The 13,589-nt window shown below is 69.0% G+C and carries 17 protein-coding genes and 4 tRNA genes; 3 read left to right on the top strand and 18 right to left on the bottom strand.

Going from position 1 to position 13,589, the window contains the following annotated elements:
- The 6 genes from MEICH_RS24600 to MEICH_RS0110580 all read right to left on the bottom strand — a co-directional run.
- A partial coding sequence (locus tag MEICH_RS24600) for a GTP-binding protein (protein WP_036219160.1) occupies positions 1-539 on the bottom strand: 539 nt, incomplete at its 3' end.
- Between the two features lie 97 nt (positions 540-636).
- Positions 637-712, bottom strand: a tRNA-Thr gene (locus MEICH_RS0110600).
- Between the two features lie 52 nt (positions 713-764).
- A tRNA-Gly gene (locus tag MEICH_RS0110595) sits at positions 765-840 on the bottom strand.
- Between the two features lie 44 nt (positions 841-884).
- A tRNA-Tyr gene (locus tag MEICH_RS0110590) sits at positions 885-970 on the bottom strand.
- 13 nt (positions 971-983) lie between these two features.
- Positions 984-1,059 (bottom strand) — tRNA-Thr (locus tag MEICH_RS0110585).
- A gap of 135 nt (positions 1,060-1,194) precedes the next feature.
- Positions 1,195-1,962, bottom strand: a complete 768-nt coding sequence (locus MEICH_RS0110580; protein WP_027892594.1) for a GNAT family N-acetyltransferase — start codon at positions 1,960-1,962, stop codon at positions 1,195-1,197.
- Positions 1,963-1,998: 36 nt separating this feature from the next.
- On the opposite strand from MEICH_RS0110580, the gene MEICH_RS0110575 reads away from it, so the two are divergent.
- The gene (locus MEICH_RS0110575; RefSeq protein WP_027892593.1) at positions 1,999-3,342 is read left to right on the top strand and encodes an MBL fold metallo-hydrolase; all 1,344 of its coding nucleotides are present in this window, start codon (positions 1,999-2,001) and stop codon (positions 3,340-3,342) included.
- Between the two features lie 213 nt (positions 3,343-3,555).
- Here MEICH_RS0110575 and MEICH_RS24595 read toward each other — a convergent pair whose 3' ends face one another.
- The 3 genes from MEICH_RS24595 to lipB all read right to left on the bottom strand — a co-directional run bounded on the left by MEICH_RS24595 (position 3,556) and on the right by lipB (position 5,725).
- Positions 3,556-3,984, bottom strand: coding sequence for a DUF3054 domain-containing protein (locus MEICH_RS24595; RefSeq protein ID WP_051304223.1), 429 nt, complete (start codon positions 3,982-3,984; stop codon positions 3,556-3,558).
- Between the two features lie 65 nt (positions 3,985-4,049).
- The gene (lipA, locus tag MEICH_RS0110565; RefSeq protein ID WP_027892592.1) at positions 4,050-5,027 is read right to left on the bottom strand and encodes a lipoyl synthase; all 978 of its coding nucleotides are present in this window, start codon (positions 5,025-5,027) and stop codon (positions 4,050-4,052) included.
- Entirely contained in the window at positions 5,024-5,725 is a 702-nt protein-coding gene (gene lipB / locus MEICH_RS0110560; RefSeq protein WP_027892591.1) for a lipoyl(octanoyl) transferase LipB, read from the bottom strand. Before lipB ends, lipA begins: the two co-directional genes overlap by 4 nt.
- A gap of 136 nt (positions 5,726-5,861) precedes the next feature.
- On the opposite strand from lipB, the gene MEICH_RS0110555 reads away from it, so the two are divergent.
- Together MEICH_RS0110555 and MEICH_RS0110550 are read left to right on the top strand one after the other, a co-directional pair.
- On the top strand, positions 5,862-6,419 hold the full coding sequence (locus MEICH_RS0110555) for a YIP1 family protein (RefSeq protein WP_027892590.1): 558 nt from the start codon (positions 5,862-5,864) through the stop codon (positions 6,417-6,419).
- A gap of 75 nt (positions 6,420-6,494) precedes the next feature.
- Positions 6,495-7,145, top strand: coding sequence for an MOSC domain-containing protein (locus MEICH_RS0110550; RefSeq protein WP_027892589.1), 651 nt, complete (start codon positions 6,495-6,497; stop codon positions 7,143-7,145).
- On the opposite strand, the gene MEICH_RS0110545 is transcribed toward MEICH_RS0110550, so the two are convergent.
- From MEICH_RS0110545 to MEICH_RS27125, 9 genes are all read right to left on the bottom strand, one after another.
- Positions 7,128-7,799: a Dph6-related ATP pyrophosphatase gene (locus MEICH_RS0110545; protein ID WP_027892588.1), complete on the bottom strand. Its 672-nt coding sequence runs from the start codon at positions 7,797-7,799 to the stop codon at positions 7,128-7,130. The two genes, MEICH_RS0110550 and MEICH_RS0110545, sit on opposite strands and share 18 nt — an antisense overlap.
- Positions 7,789-8,934, bottom strand: coding sequence for an alpha/beta hydrolase family protein (locus MEICH_RS0110540; RefSeq protein WP_027892587.1), 1,146 nt, complete (start codon positions 8,932-8,934; stop codon positions 7,789-7,791). The genes MEICH_RS0110545 and MEICH_RS0110540 overlap by 11 nt, the downstream gene beginning before the upstream one ends.
- A 21-nt stretch (positions 8,935-8,955) precedes the next feature.
- A complete protein-coding gene (locus MEICH_RS0110535; protein ID WP_027892586.1) occupies positions 8,956-10,065 on the bottom strand; it encodes an aminotransferase class I/II-fold pyridoxal phosphate-dependent enzyme in 1,110 nt (369 codons plus the stop codon).
- A gap of 146 nt (positions 10,066-10,211) precedes the next feature.
- Positions 10,212-10,661 (bottom strand): 50S ribosomal protein L9, encoded by a 450-nt coding sequence (gene rplI / locus MEICH_RS0110530; RefSeq protein ID WP_027892585.1) that lies wholly within the window; start codon positions 10,659-10,661, stop codon positions 10,212-10,214.
- A gap of 10 nt (positions 10,662-10,671) precedes the next feature.
- Positions 10,672-10,956 (bottom strand): 30S ribosomal protein S18, encoded by a 285-nt coding sequence (gene rpsR, locus MEICH_RS0110525; protein ID WP_027892584.1) that lies wholly within the window; start codon positions 10,954-10,956, stop codon positions 10,672-10,674.
- Positions 10,953-11,795, bottom strand: coding sequence for a single-stranded DNA-binding protein (locus MEICH_RS0110520; protein ID WP_027892583.1), 843 nt, complete (start codon positions 11,793-11,795; stop codon positions 10,953-10,955). Before MEICH_RS0110520 ends, rpsR begins: the two co-directional genes overlap by 4 nt.
- A 115-nt stretch (positions 11,796-11,910) precedes the next feature.
- On the bottom strand, positions 11,911-12,213 hold the full coding sequence (gene rpsF, locus MEICH_RS0110515) for a 30S ribosomal protein S6 (RefSeq protein ID WP_027892582.1): 303 nt from the start codon (positions 12,211-12,213) through the stop codon (positions 11,911-11,913).
- A gap of 145 nt (positions 12,214-12,358) precedes the next feature.
- Positions 12,359-12,961, bottom strand: coding sequence for a hypothetical protein (locus MEICH_RS27130; RefSeq protein ID WP_051304094.1), 603 nt, complete (start codon positions 12,959-12,961; stop codon positions 12,359-12,361).
- A complete protein-coding gene (locus MEICH_RS27125; RefSeq protein ID WP_027892581.1) occupies positions 12,958-13,587 on the bottom strand; it encodes a thiaminase II/PqqC family protein in 630 nt (209 codons plus the stop codon). The genes MEICH_RS27130 and MEICH_RS27125 overlap by 4 nt, the downstream gene beginning before the upstream one ends.
- Between the last annotated feature and the right edge of the window lie 2 nt (positions 13,588-13,589).

The following is a 13,589-nucleotide window of genomic DNA, read 5'->3' as shown; positions in this document are numbered from 1 at the left end:
AGCGCCTTCAGCCCCGACCCCCGCACCACCGGCGTGTCGTCCCCGGGGAACTCGTACTGCGACAGCAGGTCCCGCACCTCCATCTCCACCAGGTCCAGCAGCTCCGGGTCGTCGACCATGTCCACCTTGTTCAGGAACACCACGATGTACGGCACCCCCACCTGCCGCGACAGCAGGATGTGCTCCCGCGTCTGCGGCATCGGCCCGTCGGTCCCCGACACCACCAGGATCGCCCCGTCCATCTGCGCCGCCCCCGTGATCATGTTCTTCACGTAGTCGGCGTGCCCCGGGCAGTCCACGTGGCTGTAGTGCCGCTTCTCCGTCTCGTACTCCACGTGCGCCGTGTTGATCGTGATCCCCCGCGCCTTCTCCTCCGGCGCCTTGTCGATCTGGTCGTACGCCTGCACCTCGATGCTCGGGTTCGCCGCCGCCGCCACGAACGTGATCGCCGCCGTCAGCGTCGTCTTCCCGTGGTCCACGTGCCCGATCGTCCCCACGTTCACGTGCGGCTTCGTCCGCTCGAATACCCCTTTCGCCATGGTTTCCTCCTTTGGCTTCCGCTGCCGGTACGGCTCTGCCGTACCTTTTCACTTGCACGCCGCCCGTAGCGGTGACCGGGCGGCGCTTGTACTGCTATGGAGCTCGGGATCGGGCTTGAACCGACGACCTCACCCTTACCAAGGGTGTGCTCTACCAGCTGAGCTACCCGAGCACTCCGGCGCTGGTTTATCTCCAAGGTGCGGCGAAGCGGCCTAGAGATAAAGTGGAGCGGGAAATGGGACTCGAACCCACGACCCTCTGCTTGGGAAGCAGATGCTCTACCGACTGAGCTATTCCCGCACGTCCGACCGCGAACCTATCATACCCCAGCGAACAGAGTTCGTTGGTGGGCAGGGATGGATTCGAACCATCGAAGGCTTGCGCCAACGGTTTTACAGACCGTCCCCTTTGGCCGCTCGGGCACCTGCCCCCACTGTGGATTTTGGAGCCACCCATCGGAATCGAACCGACAACCTTCCGATTACAAGTCGGGTGCTCTACCAGTTGAGCTAGGGTGGCCCGCCTTGTTGGTATCCCGATGGTTGGCGTGGACAGAGGGCTAGAACCTCGTCCGAGCGAATAGGTTACACCAGGGATTGACCGCTGTCAAGGCGAGAGAAGGCCCTACCGGAGGCAGTTCCCCGCACGGCGGGCTCACTTGGGATGCAGCGTGTAGAAGTCGTAGCGTCCGGCAGCGGAAAAACCCAGCCGCCGGGCTATCCCTGTGGCCTGGGGGGTTGCCAGCAGCACCGCGGGAAGCGTGGGCGGGGCGTGGGCCTCGAGCGCCCTCCCCGCCAGCGCGCTGGCGATGCCCCTGCGCCGGGCTTTTGGCACCGTGGCGAGCCAGTGGAGCCCCACCACCCCGGCGGCCTCGAGCAGGCCCAGCGCGGCCACGGGTTCCCCGTCCAACCGGGCCAGGAGGTGCCGCCAGGCGGGCTGTTCCAGGGTCAGCGCCACCACTTCCTCGAGCAGGGCCCGGCGGGTGCGGGGGATGGCGTTGGCGAGGGCGACCACCTTCGCCCAGGCCTTGAGGCCGGCGGGGGTGACCGGCTCGAGCGCCAGCCCCTCCACCCAGGGGGCGGGCCGCAGGGCGCCCGGCTCCAGGGTCATCCCGACCCGGCTCTCGCGCAGCCTGAAGCCGAAGCGCTCGAGGTGCTGCCCCAGGTCGGGGGGCTGGGTGCTAGGGCCCACCACCCAGGTGAGAGGGGCGTGCCAGAAGGCGAAGCGCTGCACCGTCTCCAGGACGACCGGGTCGAGGCGTTCGGGGCTCAGGCGGGCGGCGAAGACGTGGTTGAGCTCGGCGGTTCCGGTGTAGACCCAGCGGAGCTCGGGGGAAAGGTGGAGCTGGCGGCCCTCGGCACGGCCCAGGCTCGAGAAGGCTTCGAAGTGGTGGGCCTCGACGTGCCAGTCGGTGACATCCACACGGGTAGATTACCGGCCCGGTGGTAGATTGGCGCCATGCGCCTGACGCCCTACGGAGCTGCCAAAACCGTCACGGGGAGCTGTCACCTGCTCGAACACCAGGGATACCGCCTGCTGCTGGACTGCGGGGCCTACCAGGGTTCGGAGGACGACCGCAACAACGAGCCCTTCGGCTTCGAGCCCTCCAGCCTCGACGCGGTCGTGATCTCCCACGCCCATCACGACCACATCGGGCGGCTGCCGCTGCTGATCCGGCGCGGCTACCGGGGCAGGGTCTACCTGACCAAGCCCACCCGGCTCTTCCTGCCGGTGATCCTCGAGGACGCCCTGCACCTGATGACCGAGGAGCGCGACCGGCTCGTGCGCAAGGGCAAGGAGGCCCCGCCGCTCGACTGGGACGAGGCCGACCTGCGCGAGCTCTACGGCCGCCTCGAGGACGTCCCCCTGGAGCAGGAGCTCGAGTTCGGCCCCCTGCGGCTGCGGCTGGGCACCGCCGGGCACCTGCCGGGGAGCGCGTTCGTGGAGGCGATGGCGCAGGGCAAGCGGCTGGTCTTCAGCGGCGACCTGGGCCACGCCAACAAGGAGGTGCTGCCCAACCCCGAAGACGCGGCCCCCGCCGACCTGGTGCTGTGCGAGGGCACCTACGGCGACCGCGCGCACCGCTCCTTCCCCGAGACCATCGCCGAGTTCGCCGGCATCCTCTCCGAGACGCTGGGCAGGGGGGGCAAGGTCTTCATCCCCAGCTTCGCCCTCGAGCGCACCCAGGAGATCTTGTTCTACTTGCGCGACCTCGAGGAAGGCCGCCACATCCCCAGCATCCCGGTCTTCGTGGACTCGCCCATGGCCTCCAAGATCAGCGAGATCTACCCCTCGGTGCGGGAGTACTTCAGCGAGGAAGTGCAGGCGCTCTACCGCCAGGGCCGCGACCCCTTCCGTCCCCGGGGCCTCAAGTACACCCAGAGCGTGGAGGAGTCGAAGGCGCTCAACGAGCTCGAGGGCCCGCTGGTGATCATCGCGGGCAGCGGGATGCTGGCCGGGGGCCGCATCCTGCACCACCTGCGCCACGGGCTGCCGGGCCCGGACAACGCTTTGGTGATCACCGGCTACCAGCCGCGGGGCGGGCTGGGACGGCTGCTGATCGAGGGAGCGCCCAGCGTACGGATGTTCAGCCGGGACATACCGGTGCGGGCCCGCACCTACACCATCGGCGGCTTCTCCGGCCACGCCGGGCAGGACGAGCTGCTGCACTGGCTCAAGGGCGAACGGCGGGTGGCCCTGGTGCACGGGGAAGCCGACAAGCTCGAGGTCCTGCGGCAGAAGCTCGAGCAGCAGAGCACGGGGGCCTTCCTGGCGGAGTGGGGGAAGCCGGTCGAGGTCTGACGTGGGGTGGTGATTGTCGATAGCCTATAGCTGATAGCCCAACGCGGAACGCGGGTCGTACGTCGTACGCAAGACGCAAGACGCCCCTTCTTCACCCCCCCTAGCAAGGGGGGCAGGGGGGGGATAAACCCTCCCCGCCTGCGGGGAGGGACGGGGCGGGGTTCCTTTCAGTACGAGCCTTCCGCCGACCGCTGACGGCTGATAGCTGACGGCTCAAAACTTACCGGTCACGGCTGAACGCCGCCCCGCGGCCAGCCGTGCCAGACCTCGCCAGGCCAGGAGCAGGGCCAGGGTGGAGCCCAGGGCTACGCCCCAGAAGATGAAAAAGCCCAGGTTGAAGTCCCGGCCCAGGGCCAGGAAGCGGAACATCACGCCGGCCGAGACGGCCAGGGCCCAGGTGAGGAGCAGGTTTCGCCAGGTGGGGCGGGTGTAGGTGCGCAGGAAGGGGGCGATCATGAACCAGACCACCAGGATGGGGAGGGAGTTCTCGAGGAACCCCCTCCAGGCGGCCGCGAAGCCACTGAGCGTGCCGTGCATCGCCTGCCCGATGAGTGCGAAGAGCACGAGGCACAAGGCGTCGCCCCGGGCTAGCGCCCGTCCCGTGGAGCGCGCGGTCTTGGTTTGGGGTACGGGTTCGGTCATGGCGAGCATTGGGAATGTCGAGGGTCGAGAGCCGAAGTTGACCCCAGACCCCCGGCCTTCGGACTCTAGACGTTCTGCGTCGCCTCGAAGAAGACCTTCTCGGCGCGGTAGGAGCTGCGCACGAGCGGCCCGCTGAAGACCTCCATGAAGCCTTCCTCGTAGCCCCACTCGGCGTAGGTGGCGAACTCCTGGGGGGTGACGTAGCGCTCGACGGGGAGGTGGTGCTTGGTGGGGCGGAGGTACTGGCCCAGGGTGAGGATGTCCACACCCACCGCGCGCAGGTCGCGCATGGCCTGGCGGATCTCCTCTTCGGTCTCGCCCAGGCCCAGCATCAGGCTGCTCTTGGTGAGCACGGCGGGGCGCACCTTCTTGGCGTGCTCGAGCACCCTGAGGGTCTGGTCGTAGCCCGCGCGGGGGTCGCGCACCCTGGGCGTGAGGCGGCGCACGGTCTCAAGGTTGTTGGCGAAGACCTCCTGGCCGCCCTCCAGAACCGTCTCCACGTCGCGGAGGTTGCCGCGGAAGTCGGGGGTGAGGGTCTCGACCTTGACCTCGGGGTCGCGCTGCTTGATCTGGCGCACCACCTCGGCGAAGTGGGAGGCCCCGCCGTCGGGGAGGTCGTCGCGGTCCACCGAGGTGAGCACCACGTACCTGAGCTTCATCTCGGCCACGGCCTCGGCCACGTGGACGGGCTCGAGGGGGTCTACCCAGCCCTTGGGGTTGCCGGTGTCCACGGCGCAGAACTTGCAGGCGCGGGTGCAGATGCCGCCCAGCACCATGATGGTCATGGTGCCGTGGCCCCAGCACTCCCCGATGTTGGGGCACATGGCCTCCTGGCAGACGGTGTGCAGCTTGAGCCGCTGGGTCATGGCCTTGAGGCGCTGATAGTTGGGCCCGGTGGGTAGGGTGGCGCGTAGCCAGGAGGGCTTGTGGCGGTCAACGGGCTCGGGGCGCTCCTGGGCCACGCCGTTGTGGATGACCTTGAGCTCGATCACCCCGCCGGTGCTGAAGTCTTCGAGTTGGACGGTTTTGATGTTGTCGCTCATGTAAGCTCCTTCGGAGCGTCGTACGCCGCACGCCGTACGTCGAACGCGGGGAATTCCTGCTCGAAGGCCTCGACCACCCGCTCGGCCACCTCGTCCATGCTGACTTCCCGGCCCAGCAGCTTCTGCAGGCTGGTGACGCCCTTGTCGCGGATGCCGCAGGGCACGATGAGGTTGAAGTCCTCGAGGTCGGTGTTGACGTTGAGGGCGAAGCCGTGGAAGGAGACGTCCTGCTTGACGGCCACCCCGAAGGCGCACAGCTTCTCCTCGAGGTCGGGCCACGACGGCACCGGCGCGGGCCGCTTCACCCACACGCCCGCGTAGCCGGGGCTGGGGTAGGCCTCCACGCCGTAGCCGGCCGCGACGCGCATGATGACGGCCTCGAGCTGGCGCAGGTAGTCGCGCACCCGCCGCCCCACCGGGAAGATGGGGTAGCCCACGAGTTGCCCTGGGCCGTGGTAGGTCACGTCGCCGCCGCGCTCGATCCAGAACAGCTCGATCCCCTGGGCCCGGTACTGCTCCTCGCTCAGCAGCAGGTTCTCGCCGGTGGCCCCTCGGCCTAAGGTGATGGTGCGGGGGTGCTCGAGCAGCAGCAGCGTGGGGGGCCGCTCCCCGGCGACCACCTCGGCGTGGACCTGTTTCTGGTACTCCCAAGCCTGGGCATAGGGCACGCGGCCCAGGCGCTCCACCCGGAAGGGCATTCCGCTCACGTCCTCCAGCATACGCCCGCGGCAGGGCTCTTTGGAGCCCAAAGACACCATCATTGGGCCACGACCGGCGATCGGGGTTACAATCAGGTGGAAGCACTACCGCAAAGCCAAGCCGGGAGGAACCCCTATGAACCCCAGCCCCTCCATCACCGAGACCATCAGCACCATGTTCAGCCAGAGCCTGCAGGTGCTCACCAAGCCCAGCGTGGCCACCTTCGAACAGTACGAGGCCAAGGGGAGCCTGCGCGAGGCCCTGATCTACGTGCTGCTCTTCGCCGTCATCGGGGCGCTGGGGAGCCTGGGCGGCGGGGTCACGGCTTTTCTCAACAGCATCATCGGCACGGTGGCCGGCTTCCTGGTCTTCGTCTACCTGGTCCACACCATCGGCAAGAGCCAGGGCGGCACCGGCAGCCTCGACCACGTGGCCTACACCTTCGCCCTGTTCTGGGGGCCGTTGTCAGTGCTGCTGGGCATCGCCACGCTGATCCTGATCATCACCCTCATCGGCATCCTGTTGCTGCCGCTGCTGTTTCTGGCCTTCCTGGCCGTCAACATCTACTTCGGATACCTCGCCGTGCAGTCGAGCATGAACCTCACCGAGAGCGGCAAGATCTGGATCACCCTGATCGGGGCTGCGGCGGGCAGCTTCCTGGTCAGCATAGTGATCGGCGCGATCCTGGGCTGAGCCGTTGGTTTTCGCAAGGGCGGCCCGCCAGGCCGCCCCGAATCATTGGCGGGCTCCTCTGCTAGCATGGGCCCTATGCGCCTGATCGCGGTCAACCTGGGGAAGGAGCGGGAAGTGCAGGTGGGGGAGCGCACCGTGCGCACCGGGATCTACAAGACGCCGGTGACGGGCAAGGTGCGCATAGACGCCTACGGCCTCGAGGCCGACGTGGTCACCGACACCAAGCACCACGGCGGGCGCGACCAGGCGGTCTACGTCTACAGTGCCGAGGACTACGACTGGTGGGCCGAGCAGCTCGGCGAGGCGCTCGAGCCCGGCACCTTCGGCGAGAACCTCACCCTCTCTTCCTTCGGGACCCAGCCGGTGAAGGTGGGCGACCGCTTCCAGGTGGGCGAGGTGCTGCTCGAGGTCACCGCGCCGCGCATCCCCTGCGGGGTCTTCGCCACCCGCATGAACGACCTCGAGTGGGTCAAGAAGTTCCGCCAGGCCCGGCGGCCCGGCTTCTACGCCCGGGTGCTCAGGACCGGGGCGGTGGCGGCGGGCGACCCCGTCGAGCGCCACCCCACCCCCGAGGACTACCCCACCCTCGCCGACCTCTTCGAGCTGCACTACGCCAAGAAGCCCGACCCCGCCCGGGTGCGGTGGCTGCTCGAGGCCCCCGTCGCCGAGCGGACCCGGCGGGCCTGGGAGCGCTGGCTCGAGGAGCACTCAGCCCGTAGCGCCTGAGGGGGGCAAGAGCTCGAGGAACCAGTAGTCGCCGTGGAGGCGCCTGGCGCCGAAGCCCACCTCGAGCCGCTGCGCGAAGAGCGGGCAATTCACCACCAGGGTGTGGTACTCGCCGTTCTCGCCGCAGGGATCGGCCCCGGCCGCCTCGAGGTCGGCCACGGTTTCGGCGGTGAGGGTACGGCCTAGGAAGCCGGGGCCCAGGTGGGGGTTGCAGGAGACGATGACCGCCTCGAGCCCCTCGGCCACCATGCGGCGCACCAGGGCGGCGCGGTCCTCCTTCCACAGCGGCAGCACCGGCTCGAGGCCCACCCGCGCGCACACCTTCTCCTCCCACTCGCGGTGGGGCTCGAAGTCGATGTCGCCGAAGACCGCGTGGGTCACGCCGTGCTCGAGCCGAACCTGCTCGAGCGCCCCCACGAAGCGGCTCTCGTACTCCGACCAACTGCTGGGGAAGGCCACCAGGGGCACCCCCATGGCCCGGGCCTGCTGCTCGAGGACGGGGCGGGGGATGCCGTGGGAGCGGGAGATCCGGCCCTCCTCGTTGAGCACGTTGAGCAGGACGGCGGGCTCCAGGCCGCGCCGCCGGGCCTGCAGCACGGCGTAGCAACTGTCCTTGCCCCCGCTCCAGGAGGCGACGAAGCGCCTAGCGTCCATGCTCGAGGCGGATGCCCACCCTGGCGCGGGGCCGGAAGCCGGGGAGGCCGGGCTCGAGGTACTGCCCGGCCTGGGCGTCGCCCTTGAGGTGATGCTGGAAGAAGGCGGCGGTGAAGTGGCGGGCGAGGTCGAAGAGGCGCTCCTTGTCCCACACGGGCTCCCAGCAGCGCTCGAAGTCCTCGGGGTTGGCGCGGGCCTCGGGCGGGCAGACCACGAAGGGGTTGTGGCGGGCGCCCTCCAGGGTCAGGAGGTACTTGGCCTTCGACCCGGCGCGGCGGTAGACCTCGAGGCCGTCGCGGGCGTAGGTCGCCACGTCGTCCTCCTCGCCCACCGCCACGAAGAGCGGCACCTCGAGCCTGGGCAGCGAGCCGTAGTACCAGGGGGCGCCGTAGGGGGCGATGACGAACACCGCCTTCACGCGCGGGTCGGGCCGGACCGCCCGGGCCCCCCGCTGGGGCTCGACCTGCGCCAGGAAGGGCAGCAGGAAGCAGGGGCCCTCGTTGCCCGCCTTCTGGCAGTACTGCTCGAGCCCGGCCCGCTCGATGCCCGCCCCGGCCGCGTTGAGCACCGAGTAACCGCCGTAGCTGTAGCCGATCAGGCCCGCCGTGTCGCCGTCGGCGCTGGGCACGCTCTTGGGCACCTGGCCCAGCACGAAGAGGACGTCGAGCGGGCGGTCGACGAGCGAGGTGACGTAGGCGGGCTGGGTGAGGTCGCGGTAGAGGCTGCCGGTGTGGTCGATGGCCGCCACCACGAAGCCCCTCGAGGCCAGGTGCTCCATCAGGTAGGCCGACTGGTAGCGGCTGCCGGGCTGCCCGTGCGAGTAGACGAGCAGCGGGAACTTCCCCGTCTCGGGCGCCGCGTCGCGCAGGGCCTGACCCGGCAGGTTGAACTCCACCGAGCCCACGACGCCCTTGTAGACGGCGGGCTGGGCCGCCCCGGCGGCGCGGCGGGCGGGGTACCACACCTCTACGGTGAGGCCGCGGCCGCGGGCGGGGTCGGTGAGTTGCAGGGTGCGGACCCCCACGGCGTGGGTCCCGGGCACGGCCAGGGGCGGGGCGTCAGGCCGCTGCACGGGGGTCCTCTGCGACAGGGCGAAGGCGCACAACGTCAGGGCGAGGGCGGCGATTTTCCACATGGCCCAGAATACCCGCTGGGCTCACCCCCGCGAAAGGAAGCGCTCGAGCCGCTCCAGCGCCTCGGGCATGTTCCTGCGCCCGTAGCCCACCCGCAGGTGCCCGGGCTGGTCGTAGACCGTCCCCGGCAGCAGCAGCACGCCGGTCTCGCGCACCACCTCCTCGCAGAACTCCGCCACGTCCTGCGGCGACTTGAAGCGGGGGAAGCCGATGGGGCTGGCGTCGGGCCGGACCCACTCGAAGAGGTGCGCGTGGCGGGCGAAGAAGCCCTCGAGCAGCGGCAGGTTGGCCCGCACGATCCCCAGGTTGCGCTCCACCAGCACCTCCCGGTGGCGCAGGGCCAGGGCGCTCAAAAACTCGCTGGGGGCGCTGTTGCAGATGCTGGTGTAGTGTTTGAGCTCGAGGCAGCGCCCGATCACCTCGGGGTCGCGGCTCGCCAGCCAACCCAGCCGCAGCCCCGGCAGGCCGTAGGTCTTGGACATCGAGCCCAGGCTGATCGCCTTCTCGTACACGTCGCAGGCGGCGGGCAGGCGGTCGGCGGGGTCGTGCTCGAGCTCGCGGTAGACCTCGTCGCAGAAGACGTACAGGCCACGCTCGCGGGCGAGCCCCATCACCTGCTCGAACACCCCGCGCTCCATCAGGGTGCCGGTGGGGTTGTTGGGGGTGTTGACGTAGAGGAGGCGGGTGTTGGGCCGCAGGAGGCGCTCGAGGGCCGCGAAGTCGTTGGCCCAGCCGTCCTCGTAGCGGCGCTCCCAGGCCGAGACCTCGGCGCCGGTGCTGCGGGCGAGTTCGAACGCCGACTCGTAGCAGGGCGTCTCCACGATCACGTGGTCGCCGGAGCCCACCAGCGCGTGGTAGACCAGGAAGATCCCCTCCTCGGCGGCGGCGGCCACCAGCACGTCGTCGGGGGCGAGGCGCTCGTAGATGGCGGCGATGGCCTCGCGCAGGTAGGGCGCGCCCGGCGACTCGGTGTAGCCGAGCCACAGCCGGTCGAGGCGCTCGCGGGCGTCGGGCTCGAGCGCCAGCAACTCCTCCACGCTGCGCGACTCGGCGTCGGAGCTGGAGAGCATGTACTGGGCGGTGAACTCGTACTTGGCGTAGTACTGCTCGATGCGGAAGGGCTTGAGCTTCATGCCCTCGAGTCTGGGGGATTGGGGGCCCCGCCGTCTAGGGCGAACCCGGCCCGGTGCTGCGCAGGGGTCACGCCTGCCCTCCGCTCGAGCGACAAAGCGAGGAGGGCGGCCGCCAGGGCCGCCCTCCCGAGAACGCCGACGGCCGGTCAGGCCTTGTCGGCCACCACCACCACCTTGAGGTTCATGGGGACCTCGGGGTGGGGCTTGTAGACCAGGGTGTACTCGCCCAGGTCCTTGATGGGGCGCTCGAGCACCAGGCGCTTGGGGTCGATGCTGATCTGGTGCTGGGCCTCCAGCGCGGCGGCGATCTCGCGGCTGGTGACCGAGCCGTAGATCTTGGTCTCGCCGGCCTTGACCTTGAGCTCGAGGGTCAGGGGCTCGAGGATCTCCTTCAGGCGCTCAGCCTCGGCCTTGCGCTCGGCGGCCTTCTTGGCCTGGGCGCGGATCTTGGCCTCGAGGGTCTTGAGGTTGGACTCGGTCGCCAGCGTGGCGATGCCGCGGGGAAGGAGGTAGTTGCGGGCGTAGCCCGGCTTCACGTTGACCACAGCGCCCACGTCGCCGAGGTTTTCCATGGGTTCAAGCAGAATCACCTTCATGGCTCACCTCTTACTTGCGCACCAGCTTCTCGACGTAGGGCAGCAGGCCCATGTGGCGGGCGCGCTTGATGGTGCGGGCCAGCTTGCGCTGGTCCTGGGCGTTGAGGCCGGTGCGGCGGCGCGGCAGGATCTTGCCGGTCTCCGACAGGAAGCGCTTGAGGATGTCGACGTTCTTGTAGTCGTTGAGGTCGAAAGCCCCAACGGCAGCCGCCACCTTGGGCTTGCGGCTGCGGCGGGCGCCACGGTCCGGGCGGTCGCCCTTGGCGCCCTTAGGTGCTACTTTCTTGGTGCTCAAAAGGGTAGATCCTCCTCCGGTGGGAAATCTTCTAAGCCTTCGTCAATGTCCACCTTGCTCGTACGGCCTCTGGCCGGAGCCGCGGCTTTCTCGCGCTCCGCGCCACCGAGGGAACCGGCTCCACCATTACCGGTTCCACGGGCAAGGCGCTCGAGGCGGCTGGCTTCCACACGGGTGGTGTAGCGCCGCTCGCCGGTCGAGCTGGTCCAGGAGTCGTTCACCAAGCGTCCGATTACGAAAGCCCCGTCGCCCTTCTTGAACTCGGCGGCCCACTCCGCTAAGTCGCGCCAGGCCTGGCCTTCGACGTAGTGCACCTTCTCCTGCTCCCCCTGGCGGGTCATGAGCCGCTCGTTGACCGCTAGCGAGAAGCGGGTGACGGCGGTGCCCTGGGGGGTGTAGCGCAGTTCGGGGTCGCGGGTGAGGTTGCCCACCAGCATCACGTGGTTGAGGCCCTCGCGCAGGCGGTGCTGCCCGCGCGCGTCGGTGACGGTGAGCTCGCCGCGCTTGCCCTCGAGGTTCACCACCTCCAGGCGGTCGGCCTTGATGTCGAGCGAGCTCTTCTTCTGGCCGTCCTGCTCCCAGGAGCGGTACTCGAGCTTGCCCTCGACGAAGAGGGCGGTGCCGGCCTTGAGGCTGTCGCCCCAGAACTCGGCGCTCTTGCCCAGGAGCTTCACGCGGTGGTACCAGGCCAGCTCACGGGTGCTGCCCGATTCGTCGGTGATGATGTCGTTGCCGCCGAGGTTGAGTTCCAAAACAGCCAGCCCCCCGGGGGTGTAGCGCATCTCCGGGTCTTGGGTCAGGGTTCCAACGAGCGTTACGCGGTTGAGTCCTCGTGCCATATCGGTCGTCCTTTTCGGTCGGTTTACGTTCGTGTCATTCTAACTGCTCTACCTGGGGGCTTGGGCCTGCTCGGGGTCGGCTAGGGGGCTTGGAAAAGCTTGGGAAAACCAACCCTTACTTCTTGCGCCACTCGGGGCGGTCGCGGATGATCAGCACCCGGCGCACGTTGTCCCGCAGGCGCAGCTCCTTCTCCAGGGGCTGGGCGCTGGCGCCTTCCATCTCGAGGGTGTAGAAGAGCACGTAGCCCTCGGGGTCCTTCTGGATGGGGTAGGCCATGCGGCGCTGGCCCCACTCGTCGGCGGCCTTGACGGTGGCCCCGTGGCGGGTGATGGCCTGCTGGATGAGATCCTTCTCCAGGGCCACCTGCGCCCCGTCGAGGTTGGGGTTGAGCACCAGGTTGAGGTCGTATTGCGGCATATTCACCTCCTTTCTTCTCGAGCACCCGGCCCGCGGAAAGCGGCGGGGCTCGGGCATACCAAATTTGTGGTCCTATCGGACCACGCAAGTGCCAAGTATATCAGGCCCAAGCCGGGGTGGCTAGAGCGCCCCTCGGGAGGCGGCGTCAGTGCGGCGCGCCGTCGCCCAGGGCCTGGGCCCAGATGCCCATCTCGAAGCGCAGCAACTGCCGCAGCAGCGGCACGAAGGCGTTGGGGTCCACTTCGCTCCAGATGGGGCGCACCAGGCCCTCGAGCTGGGCCATGAGGGACTGGATCTCCTCGGAGGCCCAGCGGTCCCACATGAACTCCATCAGTTCGCTGGTGGGGACGGCCTCGCGCCAAAGCTGCTGGTAGCTGCGGTGCAGGCACCAGTCCAGCGCCAGGGCCAGGGGGTAGGGCAGGCGCTCGAGCTCGGTGAAGAGCCGGCAGTAGCGCTCGGTGTCGGCGTAGAGGGGGTGCTGCAGCGGGCTGAAGTGCTCCTCGAGCCAGTCGGCGTCCTCGCACAGCGTCACCAGCAGCACCGCCAGGACCTTGCGGTGGCTGGCGGGCGCCTCGCGCAGCAGATGGGCCTGGTAGCGGATCATGGCGTCGTTGATGTAGAGGCCCTGGACCATCCAGGCCGTGAAGGCCCGCGAGGGCAGGCGGCCCGAGGCGAGCCGCTGCACGAAGGGGTGCGCGGTCACGCCCTCGAGCTGGGGAAGGGGGGTGGAAAGAAAAGGGTCGATCATGAGCTTCGCTCAGCCTCCTCTGCCATGCGTAGAGCCGTGTCCCAAGAGCTTTGTTCGAGGTCGAAGAGCCGGTTGAGCGGCGCGTCGAGCTCGGGAAGCTCGACGCACTCCAGCGCTTCGTCGGCCAGCGCGGTGAGGTCGTGCAGGATGGCCCCGAAGCCGTCGTCGGCCCAGCGCTCGAGGATGGCGCGCAGCCGCTCGTCGGGGGTGTTGACGGTCTTGAGGGCGTCGATGAAGACGTGGTGCGTGGCCCAGTGGAGCACCGTGAGGTGGGGGTAGGGCAGGGACTCGAGGTCGCGGAAGAAACGCTGGTAGGCCTGGCGGGGGACGTCGGGCGCCTCGGTGAGGTCGGCCCCCTCCTCCAGCAGCCAGTCCATCTCCTCGACCATGTTGAGCACGATCTGCGCCAGCAGCGCCCGGTGCTCGCGGGGGGCCTGGCGCAGCAGGCCGAGCTGGAAGCGCATCATGAGCTCGTCGAAGTAGTACAGCTGCGTCAGCCAGCGGTCGAGGGCCGCCGACGGCACGTCGCCCCGGCGCAGGCGCTGCAGGAAGGGGTGGGCGGCGAAGGACTGCCACCGCACCGCGTGGCGCTTGCGTAGGCTTTGCACATGGCCGGTCGGGTACATCA

It is taken from the genome of Calidithermus chliarophilus DSM 9957 (genome assembly GCF_000430045.1).
Taxonomy (GTDB): domain Bacteria; phylum Deinococcota; class Deinococci; order Deinococcales; family Thermaceae; genus Calidithermus; species Calidithermus chliarophilus.
Note: the sequence above shows the minus strand (reverse complement) of the source record. Positions and strands in the feature narration are given on the sequence as shown.

Excerpts from the sequence above, each read along its gene's own strand:
- MEICH_RS0110575 (WP_027892593.1), top strand. The coding sequence starts at position 1,999 with ATGCGCCTGACGCCCTACGGAGCTGCCAAAACCGTCACGGGGAGCTGT.
- MEICH_RS24595 (WP_051304223.1), bottom strand. The coding sequence starts at position 3,984 with ATGACCGAACCCGTACCCCAAACCAAGACCGCGCGCTCCACGGGACGG.
- lipA (WP_027892592.1), bottom strand. The coding sequence starts at position 5,027 with ATGAGCGACAACATCAAAACCGTCCAACTCGAAGACTTCAGCACCGGC.
- lipB (WP_027892591.1), bottom strand. The coding sequence starts at position 5,725 with ATGCCCTTCCGGGTGGAGCGCCTGGGCCGCGTGCCCTATGCCCAGGCT.
- MEICH_RS0110555 (WP_027892590.1), top strand. The coding sequence starts at position 5,862 with ATGAACCCCAGCCCCTCCATCACCGAGACCATCAGCACCATGTTCAGC.
- MEICH_RS0110550 (WP_027892589.1), top strand. The coding sequence starts at position 6,495 with ATGCGCCTGATCGCGGTCAACCTGGGGAAGGAGCGGGAAGTGCAGGTG.
- MEICH_RS0110545 (WP_027892588.1), bottom strand. The coding sequence starts at position 7,799 with ATGGACGCTAGGCGCTTCGTCGCCTCCTGGAGCGGGGGCAAGGACAGT.
- MEICH_RS0110540 (WP_027892587.1), bottom strand. The coding sequence starts at position 8,934 with ATGTGGAAAATCGCCGCCCTCGCCCTGACGTTGTGCGCCTTCGCCCTG.
- MEICH_RS0110535 (WP_027892586.1), bottom strand. The coding sequence starts at position 10,065 with ATGAAGCTCAAGCCCTTCCGCATCGAGCAGTACTACGCCAAGTACGAG.
- rplI (WP_027892585.1), bottom strand. The coding sequence starts at position 10,661 with ATGAAGGTGATTCTGCTTGAACCCATGGAAAACCTCGGCGACGTGGGC.
- MEICH_RS0110520 (WP_027892583.1), bottom strand. The coding sequence starts at position 11,795 with ATGGCACGAGGACTCAACCGCGTAACGCTCGTTGGAACCCTGACCCAA.
- rpsF (WP_027892582.1), bottom strand. The coding sequence starts at position 12,213 with ATGCCGCAATACGACCTCAACCTGGTGCTCAACCCCAACCTCGACGGG.
- MEICH_RS27130 (WP_051304094.1), bottom strand. The coding sequence starts at position 12,961 with ATGATCGACCCTTTTCTTTCCACCCCCCTTCCCCAGCTCGAGGGCGTG.
- MEICH_RS27125 (WP_027892581.1), bottom strand. The coding sequence starts at position 13,587 with ATGTACCCGACCGGCCATGTGCAAAGCCTACGCAAGCGCCACGCGGTG.